Origin of the sequence: Microbacterium sp. NPDC055988 (genome assembly GCF_042269505.1) — a bacterium.
Taxonomy (GTDB): domain Bacteria; phylum Actinomycetota; class Actinomycetes; order Actinomycetales; family Microbacteriaceae; genus Microbacterium.
In genome coordinates, this window is sequence record NZ_JBHJXY010000001.1 from 2,961,459 (window position 1) to 2,985,858 (window position 24,400).

Genomic DNA, 24,400 nt, shown 5'->3' on the forward strand with positions numbered 1-24,400 from the left:
CGGTGCCCGCTCGTAGACTGGCGGGGTGCCGGAGAACATCTCGCTGGAAGACGCCCGAACCGAAGCCGACGAGCTGACGGCTCGCATCCTCGAGGCCAAGGAGGCCTACTACGGTCGCGACACCTCGGTCGTCGACGACTTCACCTACGACGGATGGATGCATCGGCTCGAGGAGCTGGAGCGGCTGCACCCCGAGTTGCAGGGGCAGGACTCGCCCACGCAGATGGTCGGGGCCGCCGAGGCGACCGGTCTCGCGACGATCGAGCACGCCGAGCGCATGCTCAGCCTCGACAACGTCTTCTCCGTCGACGAGCTGCGGGAGTGGGCCGCGAAGACCAGGGCCGCCGCCGGGCGCGAGGTCGCGTGGCTCACCGAGCTGAAGATCGACGGGCTCGCGATAAACCTCCGCTATGAGAACGGCGTCCTCACCTCTGCGGCGACTCGCGGCGACGGTCGTGTCGGCGAGATCGTGACGGAGAACGCGCTCCGGCTGCCCGAGATCCCGCAGCGTCTGAGCGGCGAGGGCCATCCGTCGATCGTTGAGGTGCGCGGCGAGGTGTTCATCCCCGTCGCGGCGTTCGAGCGCCTCAACGCCGCGCAGGCCGCCTTCCGCGACCGCGCATACGCCGATGCTCTCGCGCGCTGGGAGGCCCGAGGCGGGGCCAAGAAGGCGTTCGACGAGGAGAAGGCGCAGACGGCGGCCGCCAGGCGCTTCCCGTCGTTCGCGAATCCGCGCAATGCCGCCAGCGGGGGGCTCCGTCAGCAGATCGACAAGAAGAACGGTCTCGAACTCGAGGCCGGGCTCCTGCGCATCGAGTCGCTCGCGCTCTACGTGCACGGCATCGGCGCGTGGACGAACCCTCCCGTCGCCGCGCAGAGCGAGGTGTACGACCTGCTCTCCGAGTGGGGCCTGCCCACGAGTCCGCACACGAAGGTCTGCCACACCGTCGACGAGGTCGTCGCGTTCGTCGAATACTTCGGTGAGCACCGTCACGACATCGAGCATGAGCTCGACGGCATCGTGGTCAAGGTCGACGAGCTCGAGCTGCACGACGAGCTCGGCGCGACGAGTCGAGCGCCGCGCTGGGCCATCGCCTACAAGTACCCGCCGGAAGAGGTCCAGACCAAGCTCCTCGACATCGTCGTGTCGGTCGGACGCACCGGGCGCGCCACGCCGTTCGCCGTCATGGCGCCCGCGCACGTCGCCGGTTCCGTGGTCCGGCAGGCCACGCTGCACAACAAGGACGTCGTCAAGGCCAAGGGCGTTCTGATCGGCGACACCGTCGTACTGCGCAAGGCTGGCGACGTGATCCCCGAGGTTCTCGGCCCTGTCGTCGAGAAGCGTGACGGCAGCGAGCGGGAGTTCGTGATGCCCGTGGAATGCCCGGAGTGCGGCACCCCGCTGCGCGCGATGAAAGAGGGCGACATCGACCTCCGGTGCCCGAACGCGCGTTCGTGCCCTGCTCAGGTCCGCGGCCGCGTCGAGCACATCGGCTCCCGCGGTGCCCTCGACGTGGAAGCGCTGGGCGAGGTCACCGCGGCCGCGCTCACGCAGCCGACCTCACCTGCCGTTCCCCCGCTCGAGACCGAGGCAGGGCTGTTCGCGCTGACGCTCGAAGAGCTCGTACCCATCGAGCTCTTCGTGAGAGATTCCGAGACCGGGCTCCCGAAGGAGGATGAGGACGGGATCGTCAAGACGCGCGCACCCTTCCGACGCAACCCCACCGCTGCCGAGAAGAAGTCAGGACTTGAGGGTCCCCAGCCGTCGTCTCAGGCGCTCACGCTGCTCGCCGAGCTCGAGAAGGCGAAGACCAAAGACCTGTGGCGGCTGCTGGTGTCGCTGAACATCCGCCACGTCGGCCCCGTTGCCGCGCGGGCGCTCGCGCAGTGGTTCGGCTCCCTCGACGCGATCCGTGCGGCATCGCGCGACGAGCTCGCCGCCGTCGAGGGCGTGGGCGGCATCATCGCCGACTCGCTGCTCGCCTGGTTCGAGGTCGACTGGCACCAGGAGATCGTGCGGCAGTGGGCCGACGCAGGGGTGCAGTGGTCGACTCCGGGCCACCCCGGGCCGGGTGCGGCAGTCGCGGCGGGGGGCGTGCTCGAAGGACTCACGGTGGTCGCCACCGGATCGCTCGATGGCTACACCCGCGACGGTGCGCAGGAGGCGATCATCAACGCGGGCGGAAAGGCTGCGTCCAGTGTGTCGAAGAAGACCGACTTCGTCGCCGCCGGGCCGGGAGCGGGATCGAAGCTCGCGAAGGCCGAGGACCTCGGCATCCGCATCCTCGACGCGGCACAGTTCCACATCCTCGTGACGGAAGGCCCGGCGGGGCTTCCGCCCGTGGGCGACGGGTCGTGAAGCGGTATGGGCCTCTGATCGTCGTCCCGGATGCGCTGGCCGTCGGCGACCCCGGGCGACACCACCTTCGACTCACACCCGACGCCCTCATCATTCGTGAGGGCACCGAGAACCGTGGCATCGTGCCCTGGGATCAGGTCGAGCGCATCCTGCTTGACGTTCCGACGACGCGGTTCCGGTTGCCCGGTCTGGTGAGCACGGTCATCCTCGGCGCGCTCACCGTTGCGGCACTCGACGACCTCGGTGCCGACCCCGACGATGGCTCCGTCTCTCTCCGGATCGGCGGCGAGGAACGTGTACTCCCCTTGAGCAGGCACCACGTCGGCGGCTACTGGGCTCCCACGGTCGAAGGAGCCCAGCGGTTGATCGCTCAGCTCATCGCGCGTCCCGAACAGCGGACCCTGCTGGCACACCCGGAGTCGCTCGTCGACCTCGCCGCGCGACTCGCCCGGACGACTGGACAGACTTAGGCAGGGCCGCGCAGCTGGAGCAACTGCGCTGAACCGCTGAATCCGAGGCGTCGATACAGTCTCACCGCGCCGTCGCTCGAGTGCACCGTGATTCGCGGTGCACCGAGAGATGTTCCGTACGCGCACGCTGCCGCGATCAGCCTCGAACCGATGCCGCAGCCCCGGTGCGCCGGGAGGACGAAGACGCTCTGGATGTCGGCAGACACCCGGTCCGCTGCTCCGGGTCGAGGCACACGGGGAAGCAGCGCGAGCCAGGCCATGCCGACGATCTCTCCGTCGTCCGTTCGTGCCACGAACGCCGAATGGGTGTCCGCGTGCGCACGCCACCACGTCGCGAGCTCATCGGTGAAGAGGTCAAGCGACCGGCCGGCCTTCGCCTCAGGAGCGACGTCCTGCCACTTCAGCCAGGCGAGACCGGCGATGTCCTCGCCATCGGCGCGCTCGACGCGCACGTGTCAGCTCTTGTGGCGGGGCTTGCGGAACGGCTTTTCGTCGCGGTTGTCGCGAGCCGGACGGTCGTCGCGGTCGCGACGCTCGAACCGGTCTCCCGCATCGCGGCCGCCCTCACGAGGGCCGTTGCGGCGGGCGCCAGCGGGGCCGCGGTCGGGCTTGATCTCGATCAGTCGGCCCGAGATCCGAGTGTCGCGGAGCTTCTCCAGCACTGCCGGGCTCATGTTCGCCGGAAGTTCGACGACTGAGAAATCGGGACGGATGTTGATCGCACCGAAGTCGTCACGGCCGAGGCCGCCTTCGTTCGCGAGGGCACCGACGATCTGGCGGGGCTCGACCCGGTGACGGCGACCCACCTCGATGCGGTAGGCCGTGTAGTCGCCACGACCCCGACGCTCGCGCGGCTCGCGGGACTCACGCGTGTCCCGTCCCGTGCGCTCGCGCGGGGGACGATTGTCGGCTTCGACAGCCTTCGTCAGCGGATCGTTGGCCGGATCGAGGAGCAGAGGCTTGTCGCCCTGAGCCACCACGGCGAGAGCTGCTGCCACGTCGGCCTCGGGAACGTCGTGGTGACGGACGTAATGGGCGACGATATCGCGGAAGGCATCGATGCGGCCGGTCTCGGACAGCGCGGTGGTGATCGCGTCGTCGAAGCGGTTCAGACGCGTGGTGTTCACGTCTTCGGTGCTGGGCAGCTGCATCTGAGCGGGCTGCTGACGCGTGGCCTTCTCGATGTGCTTCAGCAGGTAGCGCTCGCGGGGCGTGATGAAGCTGATCGCGTCGCCCGAACGTCCGGCGCGTCCGGTGCGTCCGATGCGGTGCACGTACGACTCGGTGTCGGTGGGGATGTCGAAGTTGACGACGTGGCTGATGCGCTCGACGTCCAGACCGCGGGCAGCCACATCGGTCGCGACGAGGATGTCCAGCTTGCCGTCCTTGAGCTGGTTGACACTGCGCTCACGCTGCACCTGGGGCACGTCGCCGTTGATGGCAGCCGCGGAGTATCCGCGGGCGCGCAGCTTCTCGGCCAGCGTCTCGGTCTCGTTCTTGGTGCGGACGAACACGATCATCCCGTCGAAGTTCTCGACTTCGAGGATGCGGGTGAGGGCGTCGACCTTCTGCGCATACGACACCACGAGGTAGCGCTGCGTGATGTTCGTGCCGGTCGCGGTCTTGGACTTGATGCTGATCTCTTCCGGGTCGCGCAGGTACTTCTGCGCGAGGCGGCGGATCTGCGGCGGCATGGTCGCCGAGAACAGCGCGACCTGCTTCTCCTCGGGGGTCTGCGCGAGGATCTGCTCCACGTCCTCCGCGAAGCCCATCTTCAGCATCTCGTCGGCTTCGTCGAGCACGAGGTACTGCAGCTGCGACAGGTCGAGCGTGCCCTTGGCGAGGTGGTCCATGATGCGGCCGGGAGTTCCGACGATGACGTGGACGCCGCGGCGCAGAGCCGACAGCTGCACGCCGTAGCCCTGTCCGCCGTAGACGGGGAGGACGTGGACGCCCTTCATCTTGGAGGCGTAAGACTCGAATGCCTCGCACACCTGGAGCGCGAGCTCACGGGTGGGAGCGAGCACGAGAGCTTGCGGGGTCTTCTGCGAGACGTCGAGGCGCTCGAGCACGGGGAGTGCGAACGCCGCCGTCTTGCCGGTACCGGTCTGCGCCATGCCGACGACGTCGCGGCCGGCGAGGAGCGTGGGGATGGTCGCCGCCTGGATGGGCGATGGGGTCTCGTAGCCGAGGTCCTTGATGGCTTTGAGGACGGGCCCGGTGATGCCGAGCTCCTCGAATCCGGGGGTCGCGGGGGAGTCCTCGGGGGCGTCGGTCAGCACTGCATCTTCAGGGGTCACTTCCCAAGGGTAGCGCGCCGCAGCGCCCGGTGCCTGTGAGGCCGGCCTCAGGCGCCGGTGTTCAGCGCGACCAGCTTCTCCTTCACCTGGCGTCGGAGCACCTTGCCGATCAGCGACTTCGGAAGCTCGTCGACCACGAACACGCGTCGCGGGACCTTGTACGGAGTGAGGATGCTGCGGGCGAACTCGCGGATCGCCTCCACGTCGACATCGGTATCGGCATCGACCACGATGGCCGCGACGACCTCCTCGCCGGAGTGCTCGCTCGGCAGGCCGATCACAGCAGCGTCGGCGACCTGCGGGTGCTGGCGCAGCGCGTTCTCGACCTCGGTCGGGGCCACGTTGAAGCCGCCGGTGATGATGAGCTCCTTGATGCGATCGACGATGCGCACGAAACCGGCGTCGTCGATCGTGACGATGTCGCCCGTGCGGTACCACCCGTCGACGAAGGCGGCTTCGGTCTCCTCGGGCTTGCCGTAGTACCCCGAGAACACCTGCGGCCCGCGAACGACGAGCTCTCCGGCTGAGCCCGCCGGCACGTCTTCGCTCGGGTTCTCCGGATCCACCACGCGGCATTCGGTCCCGGGCAGGGGGAGCCCGACGGTCCCGGGTACGCGGTTGTCCGCGACCGGATTCGCCATCAGCACCGGCGAGCACTCGCTGAGCCCGTAACCCTCGACGAGGTAGCCGTGGGTGGCTTCCTCGAACGGCACGACCAGCTCGTGCGGCAGTGCCATGGCTCCGGAGATCGCGACCTCGATGCCGTCGAGGGACACACCCTTGTCCTTCGCCGCGGCGAGGAGGCGGTCCGCGATGGGCGGCACGAGCGGCAGGAACGTCGCGGGGTGCTTCTTGACGACGTCGAGCACGAGGTCCGGGTCGAACTTGGGGAACAGCACGAGTCTGGCGCCCATCGACATCGCGAATGTCAAGCACAGCGTGAGCCCGTACGCGTGGAACATGGGCAGGACTGCATAGACGACGCATCCGTTGCCGCGACGGATCGAGGGCACCCAGGCCTGCGCCTGTGCGGCGTTGGCCAGCAGGTTGCGGTGCGTGAGCGCGGCGCCCTTCGGCGTTCCCGTGGTGCCGGAGGTGTACTGGATGATCGCGAGATCGTCCGTGCTCGGCGCCGGATGCGAAGCGGGGATCGGCTCCGAGGTCAGGAGGGAATCCCACGCGACGGTGCCGCGCACCTTCTCGGTCAAGGCGGCGCGCGATTCGCGGGCCTTGGCGACGGGTAGCCGAAGGGCGAATCGGGTGAGGAACGGCATGGCGCGCGTCACGTCGACCGAGACGAGGTTCGTGACGGCCAGATCCGCCGGGAACTCCTGCACCGTCGAGACGACCTTGTTCCACACGATCGCGTGCTTCGCGCCGTGATCCTCGAACTGCTTCCGCAACTCGCGCGGCGTGTAGAGCGGATTGTGCTCGACGACGACGGCACCGAGACGGAGCACGGCGTAGAACGCGACGATGTGCTGAGGGCAGTTCGGCAGCACGATGGCGACCGGGTCGCCGGCGCGGACCCCGAGGTCGCGAAGGCCGGCTGCGGCGCGGTCGATCGCTGCCTGGAGTTCCGCGTAGGTCGTCTCGCGGCCGAAGAACTGGAGGGCGGGGGCATCCGGGTAGTCGCGTGCGGACGCGGCGACGATGTCGACGAGCGAGCCGTCGACGGGAGGGAGGTCTTCGGGGACTCCTGCGGCATAGCTGTCGATCCACGGGCGAGGGGGCTGGAACGTGCTCACCCGCCCAGCATATGTCTCGCACCTGGTGGGGCGGAGGAGTGCGGAGCGCGCCAACTAGACTGGGGGAGTGTCTGAAATCACCCCTGAACTCGTGCGCCATCTCGGTGTGCTCGCACGCATCCAGCTGAACGACGACGAGGTGTCGCGGCTCACGGGCCAGCTCGACGCGATCGTCGACAACATCGCGAAGGTCTCGGAGGTCGCGACGGACGATATCGCCGCGACGAGCCACCCGATCCCGCTGAGCAATGTCTTCCGACCCGACGTGGTCGGGCAGACCCTCACGCACGAGCAGGTGCTCCAGAACGCCCCGGATGCCGCCGACGGCCGCTTCCGCGTCACCGCGATCCTGGGAGAAGAGCAGTGAGCGACATCATCCGGCTGAACGCGGCGGATCTTGCCACCAAGCTCGCTTCCGGCGAGGTGTCGAGCGTCGAGGCGACGCAGGCTCATCTCGACCGCATCGCCGCCGTCGACGGCGATGTGCATGCCTTCCTGCACGTCAACGAGGGCGCGCTCGAGGCTGCTGCCGCGATCGATGCCCGTCGCGCCGCAGGGGAGCACCTCGGCCCGCTCGCCGGCGTGCCGCTCGCGATCAAGGACGTGCTCGTCACGACCGACCAGCCGACCACCAGCGGCTCGCGCATCCTGGAGGGCTACCGTTCTCCGTACGACGCCACGGTCGTCGCGCGTTCCCGTGCCGCGGGACTCATCCCGCTCGGTAAGACCAACATGGACGAGTTCGCCATGGGTTCGTCGACCGAGCACTCGGCGTACGGCCCCACTCGCAACCCCTGGGACCTCGACCGGATCCCGGGCGGCTCCGGCGGCGGTTCGGCTGCGGCTGTCGCGGCCTTTGAAGCGCCCCTTGCGCTCGGCTCCGACACCGGCGGCTCGATCCGTCAGCCCGCCCACGTCACAGGCACGGTGGGTGTGAAGCCGACGTACGGCGGCGTGAGCCGCTACGGTGCGATCGCCCTCGCCTCCAGCCTCGACCAGGTCGGACCCGTCTCCCGGACGGTCCTCGACTCCGGTCTGCTGCACGACGCCATCGGCGGACACGACCCGAAAGACTCCACGTCGCTGCGCGATGCCTGGCCGTCGTTCGCCGAAGCCGCTCGTGAGGGCGCGCGGGGCGACGTGCTCAAAGGACTCAAGGTCGGCGTGATCCGCGAGCTTCCGGACAGCGGCTTCCAGCCCGGTGTCGCGGCATCGTTCCGCAGCGCTCTCGCGCTGATGGAGGCGCAGGGCGCCGAGATCGTCGAGATCGGTGCACCGCACTTCGAGTACGGAGTCGCCGCCTACTACCTGATCCTCCCCGCGGAGGCATCGAGCAACCTCGCGAAGTTCGACTCGGTGCGGTTCGGCCTGCGCGTGACGCCCGACGGCAACCCCACGGTCGAAGACGTCATGTCCGCGACCCGCGACGCCGGCTTCGGCGACGAGGTCAAGCGCCGCATCATCCTCGGCACCTACGCGCTGTCGGCCGGGTATTACGACGCGTACTACGGCAGCGCGCAGAAGGTCCGCACGCTCATCCAGCAGGACTTCGCGAACGCGTTCGCCGAGGTCGACGTCATCGCGACGCCCTCGGCCCCGACCACGGCGTTCAAGCTCGGTGAGAAGATCGACGACCCGCTGCAGATGTACCTCAACGACATCACGACGATCCCGGTGAACCTCGCCGGCGTGCCGGGTATCTCCATCCCGAGCGGTCTGGCGGACGACGACGGTCTGCCCGTCGGCATCCAGTTCATCGCTCCGGCACGCGAGGACGCCCGTCTCTACAAGGTCGGCGCCGCGCTCGAGACGCTGCTCGTCGACTCGTGGGGTGCGCCTTTGCTCACCCGCGCACCGCAGCTCGCAGGAGGGAACCGCTGATGGCCGCCGCCAAGCTCATGGACTTCGACAAGGCGCTCGAGCTGTTCGAGCCGGTCCTCGGATTCGAGGTGCACGTCGAGCTCAACACGAACACGAAGATGTTCTCCGACGCGCCGAACCCGGCCAACGAGGCCTATCACGCCGCCGAGCCGAACACGTTGATCGCGCCGGTCGACCTCGGCCTTCCCGGGTCGCTGCCGGTCGTCAACGAGACCGCGATCCGCTCGTCGATCAGCCTGGGCCTCGCTCTCGGCTGCTCGATCGCGGACTCGAGCCGGTTCGCCCGGAAGAACTACTTCTACCCCGACCTGGGCAAGAACTACCAGATCTCGCAGTACGACGAGCCGATCGCGTACGACGGATCGGTCGAGGTCGAGCTCGAGGACGGGACGCTCATCACCATCCCGATCGAGCGCGCGCACATGGAGGAGGACGCCGGCAAGCTCACCCATATGGGTGGAGCGACCGGCCGCATCCAGGGCGCCGAGTACTCGCTGGTCGATTACAACCGTGCGGGAGTGCCGCTCGTCGAGATCGTGACGAACATCATCTACGGCACCGAGCACCGCGCACCCGAGGTCGCCAAGGCCTACGTGCAGGCGATCCGCGACATCGTCCGCGGACTGGGCATCTCCGAGGCTCGGCTGGAGCGCGGCAACCTGCGCTGCGACGCGAACGTCTCGCTGCGTCCGCGCGGTACGGACAAGCTCGGCACCCGCACCGAGACGAAGAACGTCAACTCGATGCGCTCCGTCGAGCGCGCCGTGAAGTACGAGATCCAGCGGCAGGCGCAGATCCTCGCCGACGGTGGAACGATCACGCAGGAGACGCGGCACTGGCACGAGGACACCGGCACCACCTCGCCGGGTCGTCCGAAGTCGGATGCGGACGACTACCGGTACTTCCCCGAGCCCGACCTGCTGCCCGTCGAGCCGGCCGCCGAGCTGATCGAGGAGCTGCGCGCGGCCCTCCCCGAGCAGCCGGTCGCCCGTCGTCGCCGTCTGATGACCGAGTGGGGCTTCACCGACCTGGAGTTCCAGGACGTCCGCAACGGCGGACTGCTCGAGGTCGTCGAAGCGACGATCGCGGCCGGCGCGACACCGGCCACCGCACGCAAGTGGTGGACGGGTGAGATCTCCCGGCTCGCGAACGCGCAGGAGAAGGACGCCACCGAACTGATCAGCCCGGAGAACGTCGCCGCCCTGCAGCAGCTCGTCGACGCGGGAACGCTCACCGACAAGCTCGCGCGTCAGGTTCTCGAAGGTGTCATCGCCGGCGAGGGCACGCCACAGGAGGTCGTCGACGCTCGCGGTCTTGCGGTCGTGTCCGACGACGGTGCGCTGATCGCCGCCATCGACGAGGCTCTCGCCGCACAGCCCGACGTGATGGCGAAGATCAAGGACGGCAAGGTACAAGCTGCCGGCGCCGTGATCGGAGCCGTCATGAAGGCGATGAAGGGTCAGGCGGACGCCGCCCGCGTCCGCGAACTCATCCTCGAGCGCGCTGCCCAGTAGCGCGTGCCCCCGGGCCTTCTGTCGGAGGCCCGGGGGAGAATGGTCGTATGGGACACGGTGACGGCAGGGGGCGGATCGTCTCCGCAGTCGACGCCGACGACACCGGAACGCGTATCCTCCACGTCGATATGGACGCGTTCTACGCGGCCGTCGAAGTGCTCGACGACCCCGGCCTGCGTGGGCTTCCACTGATCATCGGTGCACCGGACGGCCGGTCGGTCGTCTCGAGCGCCTCGTACGAGGCCCGCCGTTACGGCGTCCGCGCGGCGATGCCCGTGTCGCAGGCACTCCGACTGTGTCCTTCGGCTCGTATCGTGCCCCCTCATTTCCACCGGTATCAGGAGGTCTCGAGGCAGGTGATGGCGATCTTCGAGTCGTTCACACCGCTCGTGGAGCCGCTGTCGGTCGACGAGGCCTTCCTCGACGTGCAGGGTGTGCGCCGACTCTGGGGGAGTCCCGCTCGAATCGCTGAACTCATCCGGGCACGGGTCCTCGACGAGGTCGGAATCACCTGCAGCGTGGGCGTCGCTGCCACCAAGCACGTCGCCAAGATGGCCTCGACGATCTCCAAGCCCGACGGCATGCTCGTCGTCGCGGCGCACGACACGCTCGACTTCCTCGCGCCGCGACCGGTCCGTGCGATGTGGGGCGTCGGCCCGAAGGCCGCAGAGGCGCTGGAGGCGCGAGGCATTCGGACGGTACAGGATGTCCGTGATGCTCCACCCGAGATGGTCGAACGCGCTGTGGGTCCCGCCCTGAGCGCCCGGCTCGCGCAGCTCGCGATGGGACAGGACGCCCGCGCCGTCGACACCGAGCGCGTGGAGAAGAGCATCGGTCATGAGGAGACCTTCGAGACGGACATCCTCGACCGTGCGTTCCTCCGTGCCGAGCTGCTCCGCCTCGCGGACCGGGTGGCGGCCCGGCTCCGTCGCGCACAGTGGGAGACATCGACCGTAGCCATCAAGATCCGGTTCGACGACTTCCGCACACTCAGCCGATCTCAGACGCTGAGCGAGCCCACGGCCGTAGGCCAGCGGATCGGTGAGGCCGCCCAGACGCTGTTCGAGCAGATCGATCGCCGGGATCCGGTGCGACTCGTCGGCGTCCGTGCCGAGAACCTGCGCCCGGCCGGTGGTGGCGGTTTGGGACTCTGGGACGATGACGAGGATTGGCGCAAGCTCGAAGGTGCCGTCGATGAGGCTGTCGCGCGCTTCGGCACGGCGACGATCAGCCGTGCACGACACATCGGTCGCGCAGGCGGCAGAGGTGCCGCACAGCATCCCAAGGCGCACGGCCTGGATTGATCTCACGCGCGCCGCGTTCCTCGGCTACCGTGGAGGTATGCCGAACATCGCACTGGAACTCGGAAAGCAAGCAGCGTCCTTCGGCGTGAAGAGCGCGTACGGAGAGCCGCAGGACGTCGACGGAGTCAGCATCACTCCCGTCGCATTCACCTACTCCGGATTCGGCGGGGGCAGCGGAGACGGCGCCGAAGGTGGCGGCGGTGGTGGTGTCTCCGTTCCGGTCGGAGTCTACGTCCGGAGAGAAGAGGGTCTCCGGTTCGAACCCAACATCGTCACACTGCTCCTCGTCGCGGTGCCGTTCGTCTGGGTCGCCGGGCGGGCTCTCGTTCGCATCATCCGTGCCCTCAAGAAGTGACGACCCCGTCGCGACGGCTTTGGAGCGCGCCGCGGCACTGATCGAACACGACGTCCGTGCCGTTGCGGCAGCGAACCCTGTCGTGCTGATCGATGGAGGCAGCGGCGGAGGGAAGTCTTCCCTCGCTGCGAGACTCGTCCGACGCTGGCCCGTGCTCGGTCACGTGCAGCTCATCGCCCTCGACTCGATCTACCCCGGGTGGGACGGGCTCGACGACGGTGCCGCACGTGCGCTCGAGTGGATCCTGCGGCCGCACGGTCGCGGCTACCTGGGTACCTGGCGGCGTTGGGATTGGGAGGCGGAGACCGAGGCGGAGAGCCACGCGGTCGATCCGGCACTCGGCGTCATCATCGAGGGCAGCGGAATCCTGCGGCCGTCGACGGCCGCTCTCGCCGACGTCCGGGTCTGGGTCGAGTCTGCAGAGGAATCGCGCAAGGCTCGGGCGCTGAACCGGGACGGCGACACGTACCGCCCGCATTGGGATCGTTGGGCAGCTCAGGAACGCCGTCACATCGATCGGGACGACCCTCGCGCGCTGGCCACTCGGATCGTCGACGTTCCGTAGGTCAGGTGTTGGAGGCGGACTCTGCCTCGTCGGCGGCCTGGATGATCAGCTCGAGCCGATAGCCGACCCACTCGTAGACGTCGTGACGGCCGTCTTGGCCGCTCTGGTCGTCAGAAGTGATTCCGAGTCTGGTGGCGATGACGAGTCGGATCGCGGTGAGGGTTCGAAGCCAAGCATCGAGACGCTCCATCGTGATGAGGATCTCTCGCATGTCAAGCGCGTCTTCTTCGGGGAGGGAGTCGATGTCGGTCGAATACTCGGCCAGTGCAGCGCGGACGATGCGCGCGTCCGCGAGACGACGATCGAGGAGGTCGTCGCGCGTGGCATCGGTGAACTCGGCGGCGGCGTCGGAGTCTTCGGGGTAGGGATTCGGGGTCAGTCGGGCGATGGCCGGGTCGTCGGTGCCTCGTGAATCGCCGACGAGCTCGATGAAGTCCTCGACGAGCCGGGCGAGGTGGAACTCCTCGATCACGGTGATGGGCACGACGATGATGCCGGCGCTCACAGCGGGGCCTTCCTGACGGTCGCCCAGAGTCCGAAGTCATGCATGGCCTGCGCATGCACCTCCATCGTCTCGCGCGGTCCCGTGGAGACGATCGCGTGCCCTTCGTTGTGCACGGCGAGCATCAGGGCGGTGGCGTGTTCGAGCGAGTAACCGAAGTACGTCCGGAACACGCGAACCACATAGCTCATGAGGTTGACGGGGTCATTCCACACCACGACCTGCCACGGCTCGAGCGGTGCTGCGCTGAGGTCGGTGATCTCATCGAGCTCGGGATGTGCCGTAGGCAGCGTCATGCCCAGCCCATCTCGTGCAGCTGCTCATCATCGATGCCGTAGAAGTGAGCGATCTCGTGGACCAGGGTCGTGTGAATCTCGTCGCGAAGCTCGTGCTCGGTCTCGCACTGGGCGAGATGCGGCTCACGATAGAGGACGATCCGGTCGGGAAGTTCACCCATCCCGTATTGCGTGCGTTCGGTGAGCGCCAGACCGTCGTAGAGGCCCAGCAGATCCAGGCTGCCGTCTTCGGGCCGGTCTTCGACGACGAACACGACGTTCTCCAGTCCCTCGACCATGTCGTCGGGCAGGAGGTCGAGCTCGTCGATCACCAGTTCTTCGAAGGCCGCGGCATCCATGTCCATCCTGTCCAGCCTAGAGGCGCGCGGGCCCTCGCGTCGGATCAGTGCAGCAGGACGAGCACGCCGGCCACCGCGATGAACAGCACGCCGAACACCAGGTTGAGGATGCGTTGGCCGCGCAGGGACCGTGTGAACTGTCGGAACGGGCGGGCCGCAGCTGCGAAGAACCCCCACATCACGATGACGTCGACCACTATCACCGTGGCGATCAGGGTCAGGTACTGCGGTACCGGGGGCTCATCGAGACGGATGAACTGAGGGATGAATGCCAGGAAGAACACGATCGCCTTCGGGTTCAAGAGGTTCACCCAGAATCCTCGGCGGATCATCGACCAGTGACTCTCTCGGGCGTCGATCGGCACCGGCGCATCATCGAGGGCGGCTGCGGGTTTCGCGAGGATCAGACGGATGCCGAGGAACACGAGGTAGGCCGCCCCGGCGTATCGGATGGCGTTGAACAGGAACTCCGAGCGCGAGACGAGAAGACCGACCCCCGCGGCGACGATCGCCACATGCACGACCAAAGCGATCTGCTGCCCGATGATTCCCCAGATCGAGCGCTTCCAGCCCTGGTTCAGCGCATTCGACATCGTGTTGATGGCGCCGGCCCCCGGGGTGAAGCTGATGACCACTGACGCGGTGAGCAGGGAGAACCAGACCGCGAGCGACACCACGCAAGTCTACGGCGTCGTTGCGAATGGGCCGTCCACCGCGGGATGCGAAGAAGGCCCGAACCATACGGTTCGGGCCTTCTTCCTGAGGGTGAGTAACGGGACTCGAACCCGCGACATCCGGCACCACAAGCCAGCGCTCTACCAGCTGAGCTATACCCACCATGTGCCCGCCGGAGCAGGCAACCATACGAGTCTATTACATGTTCGGAGTGAACTCGGACACCGTGCGGGTGGCGATCTCGCGGGCGTCGTCGCTCGACGGCCCGGGCTCGTCGACGAAGACGGCTTCGCGGTAGTAGCGGAGTTCGCGGATCGACTCCAGGATGTCGGCGAGCGCTCGGTGTCCGCCGTCTTTGAGCGGTGCCTGGAAGAAGACGCGCGGGTACCAGCGCCGCGAGAGCTCCTTGATGCTGGAGACGTCGACGTTCCTGTAGTGCAGCCACTGGTCGACCTGCGGCATGTACTTCGCGAGGAACATCCGGTCGGTGCCGATCGTGTTGCCCGCGAGGGGCGCCTTGCGTTCGAGCGGCACGAACCGCTTGATATATGCGAGCGTCTGCGCTTCTGCCTCTTCGAGGGAGACCCCGTGCGGTATCTCCTGGATCAGGCCGGAGGTCTCGTGCATCTTCGTCACGAAGTCGTTCATGTGCTCGAGTGCCGCAGCGCCGGGACGGATCACCACCTGGAAACCCGGATCGACGGGATTGAGCTCGAAATCGGTGATGACGACAGCGATCTCCACGAGCTCATCGACCGAGAGATCGAGTCCCGTCATCTCGCAGTCGATCCATACGAGACGATCGTTCTCGGACGCAGATACCATGCCGCCATCCTATCGACGGGTCGGACATCGTCCGCCGTGACGCCGTTCCGCGAGCATCGTCGGGTCCGCGATACTCTAGAAGAGTGCGCCTCCGTAGCTCAGGGGATAGAGCAGGAGCCTTCTAATCTCTTGGTCGCAGGTTCGAATCCTGCCGGGGGCACCCTTACCGGATCTGCGCCGGACGGGACGCGAGTACGTCGCTCCTGAGGCACCCCCATCGCGGGGCGAAGTCACCCCAGCTCAGGAGTAGCGAAGGGCAGCGACCGCGTCGTCCACGCGCCAGAACTCACCGACGACGCGGAAGACCCCGGTCGCGAGGTGCAGGCGCTCGGCGCGATAGCGGAGCCCGAGCGGGTCGGCGACGACGCGCAGGTGGCCCAGGACATGCTCCCGCCGATCCTGCACCCGCCAGAGGTGGTCGGCTGCGCGGACTAGGTGCTCGCGGGGAGAAGAGAGCCGAGGCGTCGCGTACGGGACGTCGGGGAGAGAGGTGGTCAAGCTTTCGGACATCGGAACTCCTTTCATGATTCGAAGCTATGACCGACCACCGACATTCGAGTGGCCGTCGCGACACGCGCTGTGATCTGCCCTTTCTGCACAGGACGGCGACAACGAGGGCTGTCCACGTTTCGCGGTTTTCGTGTGCGTGGTCGGGGGTGGCGAGAGACAGGCTGGAGCGATCCGGACGAGTACCGCTCCGGTCGACGAGAGGACAGCACATGATCGACATGGTCACCATCGTGGGAAGAGTCGCCACGGATCCGACCCAGGGTCAGACCGGGGGAGGAGTGCCGGTCACGAACTTCCGTCTCGCGAGCACCCATCGCCGTTTCGACGCCGCCACGCAGGAGTGGACGGATGCCGGGACCAACTGGTTCTCGGTGGCCGCGTTCCGAAGCCTCGGCGAGAATGCGAAGGCATCGTTGCGAACCGGCGACAGCGTGATCGTCACCGGCCGGCTGAAGATCCGCAACTGGGAGAGCAACGGCAAGCACGGCACGAGCGTCGACATCGATGCGGATGCCATCGGACATGACCTTCGGTGGGGCACGACGGCTTATCGACCGCAGTCACGTCCGGCTGCGGCGGGCCTCGATGCGACGTCGACTGCAGAGGGGAACAGCCCGGAGGAAGCGGTGGATGACGATGCCGGGTCGGAGCAGGCGATGCACGATTCTGAGCCGCTGGACCTGTCATGGGCTGCCCCGGGCCCGGCCGCGGGTGCCATGTCCTAAGGGTGTTCCGGCTTCGCGCCCGATCGGGGCGTGCGGGGCGCGCCGGCGGGCAGGGACCGATTGCGCGGCGACGTAGACTCGGCGTGTGCTTCGTCGTTCGGTCTTCTCGTCGCCGCGCGCGGCCGGTGCCCTCGCGGCTTCGATCGCCGCGCTCCTGCTGCTCTCCGCCTGCGCGCCGACTCCCGGCCCCTCTGCCTCTCCCACGGCTGTTGCGTCGCCGACGCCCGGGACGACGACTCCTGCGGAACCGACGCTCGTACCTGACGGCGCTGCGGAGGAGAACCTCCCGGTCTTCACCGCGGTCGCGGAGCGCGTGTGGGCAACCGATCAGCGCGGGGCCGGGCGTGCGTACATCGACGCTCTCGTCACGGCGGGATTCGATCGGAAGGCCATGCAGGTGACCCAAGACCAGTCGACGGTGGGCAACCCGGCTGAGAGCCTGCAGTTCTCCGTGCGATGGGGTGACAACGAGTGCCTCGTCGGTCAAGTGGGCCCGTCCACCGGACGTGTCGTCACGGTCGTGATGCCGCAGCTGGCCGAGGGCCGCTGCCTGGTCGGCACCACACGTCCGATCGACTGGTGAGCACGTGCTGGTGCGCGTTGAGGTGTTTCCGGTCGAGGCGCGGCGCTGGGTCGCCGTTGTCGATACGCCCGAGGGTGCGTTCTCCACGGAGTGCGCACGACCCGAGGATGTGCCAGAGGAGGTCGACTCCGTCATCCGAGGTGTGCTGAAGGTCCGCGGGTTCGCGACCGAACTCGTCGATGACCTAGGACGCGCGTGGAGCCCGGCAGACGGCGGAGATCAGTGCAGGCGCCGGGGAATCGTCTGACCGCCGACCCGGAGGTAGTCTTAGGTAGATTTCCGCACCGCTTCAGCAGTGCGACGGCAGGTTCGATTCTGATCAGCAAAGGTGTTTAAACGGTATGGCTGAGTACATCTACTCGATGGTGCGTGCGCGTAAGGCAGTGGGCGAGAAGCTCATCCTCGACGACGTCACCATGGCGTTCCTCCCCGGCGCGAAGATCGGCATGGTCGGTCCGAACGGCGCCGGAAAGTCGACGATCCTCAAGATCATGGCCGGTCTCGACACTCCGTCGAACGGCGAGGCGAAGCTCTCACCGGGCTACACGGTCGGCATCCTGATGCAGGAGCCGGAGCTCGATGAGTCCAAGACGGTGATCGAGAACATCCAGGACGGCATCGCGATCAAGCCGAAGGTCGACCGTTTCAACGAGATCTCGCTGCTGATGGCCGAGCCCGACGCCGACTTCGACGCCCTGCTCGCCGAGATGGGCACGCTGCAGGAGGAGATCGACGCTGCCGACGGCTGGGACCTCGACTCGCAGCTCGATCAGGCCATGGACGCGCTGCGCACACCTCCGGCCGACGCCGCGATCGCCCCGCTCTCCGGTGGTGAGAAGCGTCGTGTCGCGCTCGCGAAGCTGCTCCTGCAGAAACCCGACCTCCTGCTCCTCGACGAGCCCACCAACCACCTCGACGCCGAGAGTGTGCTCTGGCTCGAGCAGCACCTGCAGGCCTACAAGGGTGCCGTGATCGCTATCACCCACGACCGGTACTTCCTCGACCACGTCGCCGAGTGGATCGCCGAGGTCGACCGAGGCCGTCTCATCGGCTACGAGGGCAACTACTCGACCTACCTGGAGAAGAAGGGCGAACGCCTCGAGGTCCAGGGCAAGAAGGACGCGAAGCTGGCCAAGCGCCTCAAGGAGGAGCTGGAGTGGGTCCGTTCCAGCGCGAAGGGCCGCCAGACCAAGTCGAAGGCGCGTCTCGCCCGCTACGAGGAGATGGCTTCGGAGGCGGAGCGGACCAGGAAGCTGGACTTCGATGAGATCCAGATCCCCGCGGGTCCGCGCCTGGGTGGCATCGTCATCGATGCCAAGAAGCTGCAGAAGGGCTTCGACGGACGTGTGCTGATCGATAACCTCAGCTTCAGCCTGCCGCCGAACGGCATCGTCGGCGTGATCGGTCCCAACGGTGTGGGTAAGACCACGCTCTTCAAGACGATCGTGGGTCTCGAGCCGCTCGACGGCGGCGATCTGAAGATCGGTGAGACCGTCAAGATCAGCTACGTCGACCAGTCGCGTTCCAACATCGACCCGAACAAGACCCTGTGGGAGGTCGTGTCCGACGGCCTGGACTACATCACCGTCGGCAAGACCGAGATCCCGTCCCGCGCTTACGTGTCGAAGTTCGGATTCAAGGGCCCGGACCAGCAGAAGAAGGCCGGCGTGCTCTCCGGTGGTGAGCGCAACCGTCTCAACCTCGCGTTGACGCTCAAGGAGGGTGGCAACCTGCTGCTCCTCGACGAGCCGACCAACGACCTCGATGTCGAAACCCTGAGCTCGCTCGAGAACGCCCTGCTCGAATTCCCCGGCTGTGCTGTGGTGATCACTCACGACCGGTGGTTCCTCGACCGCATCGCGACGCACATCCTCGCCTACGAGGGCACCGACGAGAATCCCGGCCAGTGGTACTGGTTCGAGGGCAACTTCGAGGCGTACGAGGAGAACAAGATCGAGCGCCTCGGACCGGATGCCGCGAAGCCGCACCGGTCGACGCACCGCAAGCTGACGCGCGACTGAGACCGCGATGTCTGCTTCGCAGGGGCCGCGTCTGCACATCCCGATCCACCTCCGCTGGGGTGACCTGGATGCGTTCAATCACGTCAACAACACCTCGATGCTGAAACTGCTCGAGGAGGCTCGAGTCAGAGCCTTCTGGCGTGCCGGCCCCGGCGAGGAGGCGCCGTCGACGGCGGTGCTCGATTCCGGTATCGACGAGGGCATCCTGACGCTCATCGCGCGCCAGGAGATCGAGTACCTCGCACCTGTGCCCTATCAGCGACGTCCTCTCGAGGTGCAGATGTGGTTCGGCAAACTCGGAGGCTCGAGCGTCGAAGTCTGCTACGAGGTGCACAACGATCCGGCTGCCGAACCGCGACAGATCTACGCTCGGTCCACCGCGATCATCGTGTTGGTCGATGCTCGGACCGGGCGTCCCACCCGGCTCACGCAGGAGATGCGCGACGCGTGGGAGCCGTACGTGGGTGACTCGATCGAGTACACCCACCGCTGAGACGTCGCCGTCGTCTCGATCGTGCCTAACGCGTCTCCTCGGGCACCCGGAGCATGATCTCCTGGGCGACGCTCGCGACCAGTGCGCCGTCGCGCGTGTATATGCGCCCGGTGGCGAGGCCTCGACCTCCGCGCGCATTCGGCGACTCCTGCACGTAGAGCAGCCACTCGTCCACGCGTGCGGGGCGATGCCACCACATCGCGTGGTCGAGGCTCGCGACCTTCAAGCCGGGGAGCGCCCAGTAGACGCCGTGCGCCCGCAGGATCGACTCCTGGATCGTCATGTCGCTGAGGTAGGCGAGAGCCGCCCTGTGCAGGCGCTGGTCGTCGGGGAGCGGCGCACGCAGTCGCATCCACACAGCCTGGCGCGGTACGTGAGCATCGTCGCTGGGCAGATACATCGGAGAGTCGACGTGTCGCACATCGGCAGCCCGTTCGCTGAGCATCCGCGTCGTGCCTTCTGGCAGGCCGTGCACACGCTCCTCATCCGGGGTGAGGTCGTCCGGATCGGGAATTCCCGCAGGCATAGGCTCGGCATGCTCCACGCCGGGATCGGCATCCTGGAACGAGGCGATCATCGAGAAGATCGGCACGCCGTTCTGGTAAGCCTGTGTCCGCCGCGTCGAGAACGATCGGCCGTCATGGATCCGATCGACGGCGATCGTGATTCCCTGGCTCGCGTCGCCTGGGCGCAGGAAGTACCCGTGCATCGAGTGCACCGCGCGGTCCTCCGGGAGCGTCCGTTCCGCCGCGAGCAGAGCCTGGGCGAGCACCTGGCCGCCGTAGATGCGCCCACTCGGCATCGGGTGGGAGGAGCCCGTGAAGATGTCCTCTGTGGTGCGTGCCTGAGTCGCGTCGAGATCGAGGACCTCGAGAAGTCGCTCGACGGTCTGGATGGCGTGCTGCTCCGCGCTCATGTGTTCCTCTCCGCGACCCCGCATGCCGCACCGTTGGTAGTTTAGAACGCGTGCCGCATCACCTCCTCCTCGCCGACCCCGAGACCGCGAAGGACGTTCTGACCTTCGTCGGTCGCGCGACCAGAATCACGGACGACGGTGTGCGACTACAGGCGGCGAACGGGGTGCTCGCGCTGACCACCGCCGTGCTCGCGCCGCAGACGCTGTTCGATCAGACGCCGACCATCCTCGCCATGCGCATCGTGCATGCCGACCCCGAACTCGAATGCGATGTCGTCGTCGATCAGCTTTCGAAGACGGACGAGGCCGACCGCCTGACTCTCCCCGAAACGGGTCTCGCCCCGGCATGGGCAGGTGTCGCGCCGCCTCGGAGCGCCTGGGCGCCCAAGACCACGCTGGTCGCATCCGTGATCGCGCAGCGCGCGCAATGGGGTATCTCGGCCGTCGCGCGAGGCGCGGGAGCCGGCTCGGGGGAGGAAGCGGTCCGTGCACTCCGCGCCGCGATCTGGGGTGAGCCGGATGAGGAACTCGGAGGGCTGCCCCGCGGCGCGGCGTTCGCCGCGGATGCGATGGGCTTCATCTCGGGTGAGGAGCAGGTTCGCGTTGCGCAATCCGGCAGGTGGACGCGTCTGACGTTCCGCCGCGGACACGTGCTGGTGCGCGGTCCCGTGGCCACGGGACTGACGAGCGTGCGTACGACCGGCTCTGCCCTCTAGCCTGGGGGGAGAACCCGCCGCATGGGCGCCGCGCGGTTCCCGTCGCGCTGACACCTCGGCTTCTCGAGCGTCAGCCCGCGGCCGCGGCAGCGCGGCCGGCGGTTCTGCCGGAGAACAGGCACCCTCCGAGGAAGGTCCCCTCGAGCGCGCGATAGCCGTGAACCCCGCCGCCGCCGAAACCACTCGCCTCGCCCGCGGCGTAGAGTCCGGGGATCGGGTCGCCGGTCGCATCGAGGGCGCGGCCCTCGAGGTCGGTGTTGATGCCGCCGAGCGACTTGCGTGTGAGGACGTGGAGTTTGACCGCCACCAGTGGTCCTGCGCTCGGGTCCTGGAGGCGATGCGGCGCTGCCGTGCGGATCAGCTTGTCGCCCCGATAGCTGCGCATCGCACGAAGCATGCCGATCTGCGCATCCTTCGTGAAGTCGTTGTCGATCTCACGGTCTCTCGCGAGCACCTCGCGGCGGACATTGTCGATGTCGAGGAACTCGCCCCCGGGGTGGCGCTGCATCTGCTCGAGCAGCGACTCGAGGTCGTTCTCGACGATGAAGTCCTCGCCCTCATCGAGAAACGACTGCACCGGTCCGGTCGGGCCCTTGGCGAGCCTCGACTTCAACAGCAGCTGGACGTCTTTGCCGGTGAGATCGGGATTCTGCTCGCTGCCCGAGAGCGCGAACTCCTTCTCGACGATCTGCCGCGAGGTGACGAACCAGGAGTGATCGTGGCCGGTCGTCCGGAGGTGGGCGAGCGTCCCCAACGTGTCGAAACCCGGGAAAAGCGGGACCGGGAGGCGCGTGCCCGTCGCATCCAGCCAGAGCGATGACGGCCCGGGGAGGATGCGGATGCCGTGAGACGGCCACACCGGATCCCAGTTCGTGATGCCTTCGACGTAGTGCCACATCCGGTCGCCGTTGATGAATCGCGCGCCGGCGGCCGCGCTGACGCTGTACATCGATCCGTCGACATAGGCCGGAACTCCGGTGAGCATGTGCTCGGGGGGAGTACCGAGGCGTTCGGGCCACGCTGCACGTACGAGGTTGTGGTTCCCGCCGATGCCGCCCGAGGAGACGATGGTCGCCCCTGCCGCGATCTCGAACTCGCCGACGATCTCGCGCGAGGACACGGCACCACGCTGCGCGCCCGACGAAGCGAGGATGTTGCCGCGCGCTCCAGTGACCGCGCCATCGGTCACCGCGAGCTCGGAGACCCGGTGTCGAGCGAGCACGGTCAGCCGCCCCTCGCGTTCACCCTGCTCGACGGCGGCGGCGAAGGGAGCGACGATGCCGGGCCCGGTGCCCCAAGTGATGTGGAATCGCGGGACCGAGTTGCCCGGTCCGATGGCGCCGTAGCCACCGCGTTCCGCCCAGCCGACGACCGGGAAGAAGCCGACGCCGCGCTCGCGCAGCCATGAGCGCTTCTCGCCGGCGGCGAACTGCAGATAGGCCTCGGCCCAGCGCTTCGGCCATTCGTCTTCCGGCCGGTCGAAACCGGCGTTGCCGAGCCAGTCCTGCGTCGCGAGCTCGAGCGAGTCTTTGATTCCGAGCCGGCGCTGCTCGGGGGAGTCCACGAAGAAGAGCCCGCCGAACGACCACCAGGCCTGACCGCCGAGGTTCGTCCGCGGCTCTTGATCCACCAGGATGACGCGCCGGCCGGCGTCGAGGGCCTCGGCCGCGGCGACCAGCCCTGCCAGCCCCCATCCGATCACCAGGACATCCGTGGACAGGGGCTTCGTCGTCATGAGTTCTCCGTTGATTCCTGACGTGATCGGGTCTCGAGCGTGGGGCGACCGCCGGGAGCGGCACCGATCCCCGAAGGCTCGAATGTGTTCACCATGGCATATGCCGCCCGCTCGAGGTAGTCCCAGAGCGTCGCTTCGTGCAGAGGCGACAACCGCGCCTCGTCCACGGCGGTGCGCATGTGACGAAGCCAACGATCGCGCGCGTCCGCATCGATGTGGAAGGGCATGTGCCGCATACGGAGCCGGGGGTGCCCGCGGGTGTCGCCATACGTCGTCGGGCCGCCCCAGTACTGCTCGAGGAACATCCGGAGCCGGTCCTCGGCGGGCCCGAGGTCCTCTTCGGGGTACATCGGCTTCATCACGGGATCGAGGGCGACCTCGCGGTAGAACACCGACACGATCTTCGCGAACGTGTCGTGTCCGCCGATCTCGTCGTAGAACGTCACTTCTGGGGACTCCCGTCGTCGTTCGGCTTCTTGCGCCGCCAGATCCCGCGATCAGGGATCACCGGCACACCGGTCACCGCATTCGGTCGCGTCCGGGGAGGATTCGCGCCACGAACTCGGCGGGCGCCGTCGAGCCCCGTCGGCACGACATCGACCATGCGCGGCACACTGATCTCCTTCTCGAGCAGCGCGGCGCGCAGACGGCGACGCAGCTCCTGCGCCACGTCGTCCTTCGCGTTGGCGCGTGCCTTGATCACGATGCGGACGACGAGAGCATCGCCGTCGATCGACTCGAGGCCCCAGAGCTCGGGCTTCTCGATGATGCGCGTGCGCCACTTGGGATCTTTCGCCAACCCCTGTGCGGTCTCAAGCATGATGTGCTCCACCTGCTCGAGGTCGGAGTCGGCCGGGACCCCGAGGTCGATGATCGATCGCGCCCATCCCTGAGACATGTTGCCGATGCGCGTGACCTCGCCGTTGCGCACATACCAGAGCGTGCCGTTCACGTCGCGGACCTGGGTGATGCGCACACTGACATATTCGACGACGCCGCTCGCGAGCCCGAGGTCGACGACGTCGCCGATGCCGATCTGGTCCTCGGCCACGAGGAACATGCCGTTGAGCACGTCCTTGACGATATTCTGCGCGCCGAAACCGAGACCGGCGCCGACCGCGGCGGTGAGGAGAGTCAAAGAACCGAGCAGGCTCTGGTCGAGAGCGTTCACGATGAGCACGATCGCGATGACGACGAGCATCACGTTGACGATGTTCTGCAGGATGGTGCCGAGCGTCCTGGTGCGCTGCACCAGTCGCATGTCGGCGAGGGGGGATCGCTCCAGCGCCTGGGTGTCGTCGACCGATGCCTTGCTCTTCGCGCTGTCGACGATGCGGTGCACGACCCGTCGGATGACGAGGCGAAGGATGAGCCCGATCACGATGCAGCTGGCGATGATGATCGCGACGGTGAGTACTTTCATACCGGCCTGGCTCAGCCAGGCGAGCAGCTTCGTCACCCAGTCGGGGAGGGCGGTTTCCACGGCAGGATCGTTGACATCGAAGGGGAGCATCATCAGTCACGATCCTAGCGAGCGGGGCTCTGTGCAGGCTGGACGGACGTGCCGTG

General features: G+C 67.4%; 26 protein-coding genes and 2 tRNA genes. 14 read left to right on the plus strand and 14 right to left on the minus strand.

All coding sequences use genetic code 11. The features are described from left to right. Window positions 1-25 precede the first annotated feature (25 nt). Window positions 26-2,359: an NAD-dependent DNA ligase LigA gene (gene ligA, locus ACFC14_RS14150; protein ID WP_376105675.1), complete on the plus strand. Its 2,334-nt coding sequence runs from the start codon at window positions 26-28 to the stop codon at window positions 2,357-2,359. After that, window positions 2,356-2,829, plus strand: a complete 474-nt coding sequence (locus ACFC14_RS14155) for a hypothetical protein (RefSeq protein ID WP_376105678.1) — start codon at window positions 2,356-2,358, stop codon at window positions 2,827-2,829. The genes ligA and ACFC14_RS14155 overlap by 4 nt, the downstream gene beginning before the upstream one ends. Here the strand turns inward: ACFC14_RS14155 and ACFC14_RS14160 are convergent. Genes ACFC14_RS14160 through ACFC14_RS14170 form a run of 3 tightly spaced genes read right to left on the minus strand, consistent with a single transcriptional unit; the run spans window position 2,826 to window position 6,877 of the window. Continuing rightward, the gene (locus ACFC14_RS14160) at window positions 2,826-3,281 is read right to left on the minus strand and encodes a GNAT family N-acetyltransferase (protein ID WP_376105681.1); all 456 of its coding nucleotides are present in this window, start codon (window positions 3,279-3,281) and stop codon (window positions 2,826-2,828) included. The genes ACFC14_RS14155 and ACFC14_RS14160 overlap by 4 nt on opposite strands. Window positions 3,282-3,284: 3 nt before the next feature. Next, on the minus strand, window positions 3,285-5,129 hold the full coding sequence (locus tag ACFC14_RS14165) for a DEAD/DEAH box helicase (RefSeq protein ID WP_376105684.1): 1,845 nt from the start codon (window positions 5,127-5,129) through the stop codon (window positions 3,285-3,287). Window positions 5,130-5,176: 47 nt separating this feature from the next. Next, complete coding sequence (locus ACFC14_RS14170; RefSeq protein ID WP_376105687.1) at window positions 5,177-6,877, minus strand: long-chain-fatty-acid--CoA ligase; 1,701 nt, start codon at window positions 6,875-6,877, stop codon at window positions 5,177-5,179. A 67-nt stretch (window positions 6,878-6,944) separates the two neighbouring features. On the opposite strand from ACFC14_RS14170, the gene gatC reads away from it, so the two are divergent. Genes gatC through ACFC14_RS14200 form a run of 6 tightly spaced genes read left to right on the plus strand, consistent with a single transcriptional unit; the run spans window position 6,945 to window position 12,496 of the window. Further along, window positions 6,945-7,244, plus strand: coding sequence for an Asp-tRNA(Asn)/Glu-tRNA(Gln) amidotransferase subunit GatC (gene gatC / locus ACFC14_RS14175; RefSeq protein ID WP_376105690.1), 300 nt, complete (start codon window positions 6,945-6,947; stop codon window positions 7,242-7,244). Then, window positions 7,241-8,758, plus strand: coding sequence for an Asp-tRNA(Asn)/Glu-tRNA(Gln) amidotransferase subunit GatA (gene gatA, locus ACFC14_RS14180; protein ID WP_376105693.1), 1,518 nt, complete (start codon window positions 7,241-7,243; stop codon window positions 8,756-8,758). Before gatC ends, gatA begins: the two co-directional genes overlap by 4 nt. Continuing rightward, the gene (gene gatB / locus ACFC14_RS14185) at window positions 8,758-10,272 is read left to right on the plus strand and encodes an Asp-tRNA(Asn)/Glu-tRNA(Gln) amidotransferase subunit GatB (RefSeq protein ID WP_376105696.1); all 1,515 of its coding nucleotides are present in this window, start codon (window positions 8,758-8,760) and stop codon (window positions 10,270-10,272) included. The genes gatA and gatB overlap by 1 nt, the downstream gene beginning before the upstream one ends. Before the next feature lie 47 nt (window positions 10,273-10,319). Then, window positions 10,320-11,576: a DNA polymerase IV gene (dinB, locus tag ACFC14_RS14190; protein ID WP_376105699.1), complete on the plus strand. Its 1,257-nt coding sequence runs from the start codon at window positions 10,320-10,322 to the stop codon at window positions 11,574-11,576. Between the two features lie 37 nt (window positions 11,577-11,613). Further along, on the plus strand, window positions 11,614-11,931 hold the full coding sequence (locus ACFC14_RS14195; protein ID WP_376105702.1) for a hypothetical protein: 318 nt from the start codon (window positions 11,614-11,616) through the stop codon (window positions 11,929-11,931). Further along, window positions 11,915-12,496, plus strand: coding sequence for a hypothetical protein (locus ACFC14_RS14200; protein ID WP_376105704.1), 582 nt, complete (start codon window positions 11,915-11,917; stop codon window positions 12,494-12,496). The genes ACFC14_RS14195 and ACFC14_RS14200 overlap by 17 nt, the downstream gene beginning before the upstream one ends. A gap of 1 nt (window position 12,497) precedes the next feature. On the opposite strand, the gene ACFC14_RS14205 is transcribed toward ACFC14_RS14200, so the two are convergent. From ACFC14_RS14205 to orn, 6 genes are all read right to left on the minus strand, one after another. Next, window positions 12,498-13,001, minus strand: a complete 504-nt coding sequence (locus ACFC14_RS14205; RefSeq protein WP_376105707.1) for a DUF2017 family protein — start codon at window positions 12,999-13,001, stop codon at window positions 12,498-12,500. Next, window positions 12,998-13,294, minus strand: a complete 297-nt coding sequence (gene clpS, locus ACFC14_RS14210) for an ATP-dependent Clp protease adapter ClpS (protein WP_376105710.1) — start codon at window positions 13,292-13,294, stop codon at window positions 12,998-13,000. The genes ACFC14_RS14205 and clpS overlap by 4 nt, the downstream gene beginning before the upstream one ends. Further along, entirely contained in the window at window positions 13,291-13,638 is a 348-nt protein-coding gene (locus ACFC14_RS14215) for a metallopeptidase family protein (RefSeq protein WP_091036179.1), read from the minus strand. The genes clpS and ACFC14_RS14215 overlap by 4 nt, the downstream gene beginning before the upstream one ends. Before the next feature lie 38 nt (window positions 13,639-13,676). Further along, window positions 13,677-14,306, minus strand: a complete 630-nt coding sequence (locus ACFC14_RS14220; RefSeq protein ID WP_376105713.1) for a LysE family transporter — start codon at window positions 14,304-14,306, stop codon at window positions 13,677-13,679. Window positions 14,307-14,396: 90 nt separating this feature from the next. Next, window positions 14,397-14,469 (minus strand) — tRNA-His (locus ACFC14_RS14225). A 36-nt stretch (window positions 14,470-14,505) separates the two neighbouring features. After that, window positions 14,506-15,132: an oligoribonuclease gene (gene orn, locus ACFC14_RS14230; RefSeq protein WP_376105716.1), complete on the minus strand. Its 627-nt coding sequence runs from the start codon at window positions 15,130-15,132 to the stop codon at window positions 14,506-14,508. A gap of 87 nt (window positions 15,133-15,219) precedes the next feature. On the opposite strand from orn, the gene ACFC14_RS14235 reads away from it, so the two are divergent. Then, a tRNA-Arg gene (locus ACFC14_RS14235) sits at window positions 15,220-15,292 on the plus strand. Between the two features lie 80 nt (window positions 15,293-15,372). Here the strand turns inward: ACFC14_RS14235 and ACFC14_RS14240 are convergent. Beyond that, the gene (locus ACFC14_RS14240; protein ID WP_136043860.1) at window positions 15,373-15,642 is read right to left on the minus strand and encodes a hypothetical protein; all 270 of its coding nucleotides are present in this window, start codon (window positions 15,640-15,642) and stop codon (window positions 15,373-15,375) included. Window positions 15,643-15,851: 209 nt separating this feature from the next. On the opposite strand from ACFC14_RS14240, the gene ACFC14_RS14245 reads away from it, so the two are divergent. The 4 genes from ACFC14_RS14245 to ACFC14_RS14260 all read left to right on the plus strand — a co-directional run bounded on the left by ACFC14_RS14245 (window position 15,852) and on the right by ACFC14_RS14260 (window position 19,464). Then, the gene (locus tag ACFC14_RS14245; protein ID WP_376105720.1) at window positions 15,852-16,367 is read left to right on the plus strand and encodes a single-stranded DNA-binding protein; all 516 of its coding nucleotides are present in this window, start codon (window positions 15,852-15,854) and stop codon (window positions 16,365-16,367) included. A gap of 85 nt (window positions 16,368-16,452) precedes the next feature. Beyond that, window positions 16,453-16,950: a DUF6993 domain-containing protein gene (locus ACFC14_RS14250; RefSeq protein ID WP_376105723.1), complete on the plus strand. Its 498-nt coding sequence runs from the start codon at window positions 16,453-16,455 to the stop codon at window positions 16,948-16,950. Between the two features lie 341 nt (window positions 16,951-17,291). After that, window positions 17,292-18,971, plus strand: a complete 1,680-nt coding sequence (ettA, locus tag ACFC14_RS14255; RefSeq protein ID WP_136043861.1) for an energy-dependent translational throttle protein EttA — start codon at window positions 17,292-17,294, stop codon at window positions 18,969-18,971. 7 nt (window positions 18,972-18,978) lie between these two features. Next, the gene (locus ACFC14_RS14260; protein WP_376105726.1) at window positions 18,979-19,464 is read left to right on the plus strand and encodes an acyl-CoA thioesterase; all 486 of its coding nucleotides are present in this window, start codon (window positions 18,979-18,981) and stop codon (window positions 19,462-19,464) included. A 25-nt stretch (window positions 19,465-19,489) separates the two neighbouring features. On the opposite strand, the gene ACFC14_RS14265 is transcribed toward ACFC14_RS14260, so the two are convergent. Further along, window positions 19,490-20,380, minus strand: a complete 891-nt coding sequence (locus ACFC14_RS14265; protein ID WP_376105729.1) for an acyl-CoA thioesterase — start codon at window positions 20,378-20,380, stop codon at window positions 19,490-19,492. Between the two features lie 50 nt (window positions 20,381-20,430). On the opposite strand from ACFC14_RS14265, the gene ACFC14_RS14270 reads away from it, so the two are divergent. Further along, window positions 20,431-21,096 (plus strand): hypothetical protein, encoded by a 666-nt coding sequence (locus ACFC14_RS14270; RefSeq protein WP_376105732.1) that lies wholly within the window; start codon window positions 20,431-20,433, stop codon window positions 21,094-21,096. A 70-nt stretch (window positions 21,097-21,166) separates the two neighbouring features. Here the strand turns inward: ACFC14_RS14270 and ACFC14_RS14275 are convergent, their stop codons facing one another. Genes ACFC14_RS14275 through ACFC14_RS14285 form a run of 3 tightly spaced genes read right to left on the minus strand, consistent with a single transcriptional unit; the run spans window position 21,167 to window position 24,347 of the window. Further along, complete coding sequence (locus ACFC14_RS14275) at window positions 21,167-22,831, minus strand: FAD-binding dehydrogenase (protein WP_376105734.1); 1,665 nt, start codon at window positions 22,829-22,831, stop codon at window positions 21,167-21,169. Further along, the gene (locus ACFC14_RS14280; protein ID WP_376105737.1) at window positions 22,828-23,277 is read right to left on the minus strand and encodes a globin; all 450 of its coding nucleotides are present in this window, start codon (window positions 23,275-23,277) and stop codon (window positions 22,828-22,830) included. The genes ACFC14_RS14275 and ACFC14_RS14280 overlap by 4 nt, the downstream gene beginning before the upstream one ends. Continuing rightward, the gene (locus ACFC14_RS14285) at window positions 23,274-24,347 is read right to left on the minus strand and encodes a mechanosensitive ion channel family protein (protein ID WP_376105740.1); all 1,074 of its coding nucleotides are present in this window, start codon (window positions 24,345-24,347) and stop codon (window positions 23,274-23,276) included. The genes ACFC14_RS14280 and ACFC14_RS14285 overlap by 4 nt, the downstream gene beginning before the upstream one ends. Between the last annotated feature and the right edge of the window lie 53 nt (window positions 24,348-24,400).

What these genes read in the sequence shown, in the direction of transcription:
- ACFC14_RS14275 (WP_376105734.1), bottom strand. Translation starts at nt 22,831, where the DNA reads ATGACGACGAAGCCCCTGTCCACGGATGTCCTGGTGATCGGATGGGGG.
- ACFC14_RS14265 (WP_376105729.1), bottom strand. Translation starts at nt 20,380, where the DNA reads ATGAGCGCGGAGCAGCACGCCATCCAGACCGTCGAGCGACTTCTCGAG.
- orn (WP_376105716.1), bottom strand. Translation starts at nt 15,132, where the DNA reads ATGGTATCTGCGTCCGAGAACGATCGTCTCGTATGGATCGACTGCGAG.
- ACFC14_RS14245 (WP_376105720.1), top strand. Translation starts at nt 15,852, where the DNA reads ATGATCGACATGGTCACCATCGTGGGAAGAGTCGCCACGGATCCGACC.
- gatB (WP_376105696.1), top strand. Translation starts at nt 8,758, where the DNA reads ATGGCCGCCGCCAAGCTCATGGACTTCGACAAGGCGCTCGAGCTGTTC.
- ACFC14_RS14260 (WP_376105726.1), top strand. Translation starts at nt 18,979, where the DNA reads ATGTCTGCTTCGCAGGGGCCGCGTCTGCACATCCCGATCCACCTCCGC.
- clpS (WP_376105710.1), bottom strand. Translation starts at nt 13,294, where the DNA reads ATGACGCTGCCTACGGCACATCCCGAGCTCGATGAGATCACCGACCTC.
- ACFC14_RS14215 (WP_091036179.1), bottom strand. Translation starts at nt 13,638, where the DNA reads ATGGACATGGATGCCGCGGCCTTCGAAGAACTGGTGATCGACGAGCTC.
- ACFC14_RS14195 (WP_376105702.1), top strand. Translation starts at nt 11,614, where the DNA reads ATGCCGAACATCGCACTGGAACTCGGAAAGCAAGCAGCGTCCTTCGGC.
- dinB (WP_376105699.1), top strand. Translation starts at nt 10,320, where the DNA reads ATGGGACACGGTGACGGCAGGGGGCGGATCGTCTCCGCAGTCGACGCC.
- ACFC14_RS14285 (WP_376105740.1), bottom strand. Translation starts at nt 24,347, where the DNA reads ATGATGCTCCCCTTCGATGTCAACGATCCTGCCGTGGAAACCGCCCTC.
- ettA (WP_136043861.1), top strand. Translation starts at nt 17,292, where the DNA reads ATGGCTGAGTACATCTACTCGATGGTGCGTGCGCGTAAGGCAGTGGGC.
- ACFC14_RS14240 (WP_136043860.1), bottom strand. Translation starts at nt 15,642, where the DNA reads ATGTCCGAAAGCTTGACCACCTCTCTCCCCGACGTCCCGTACGCGACG.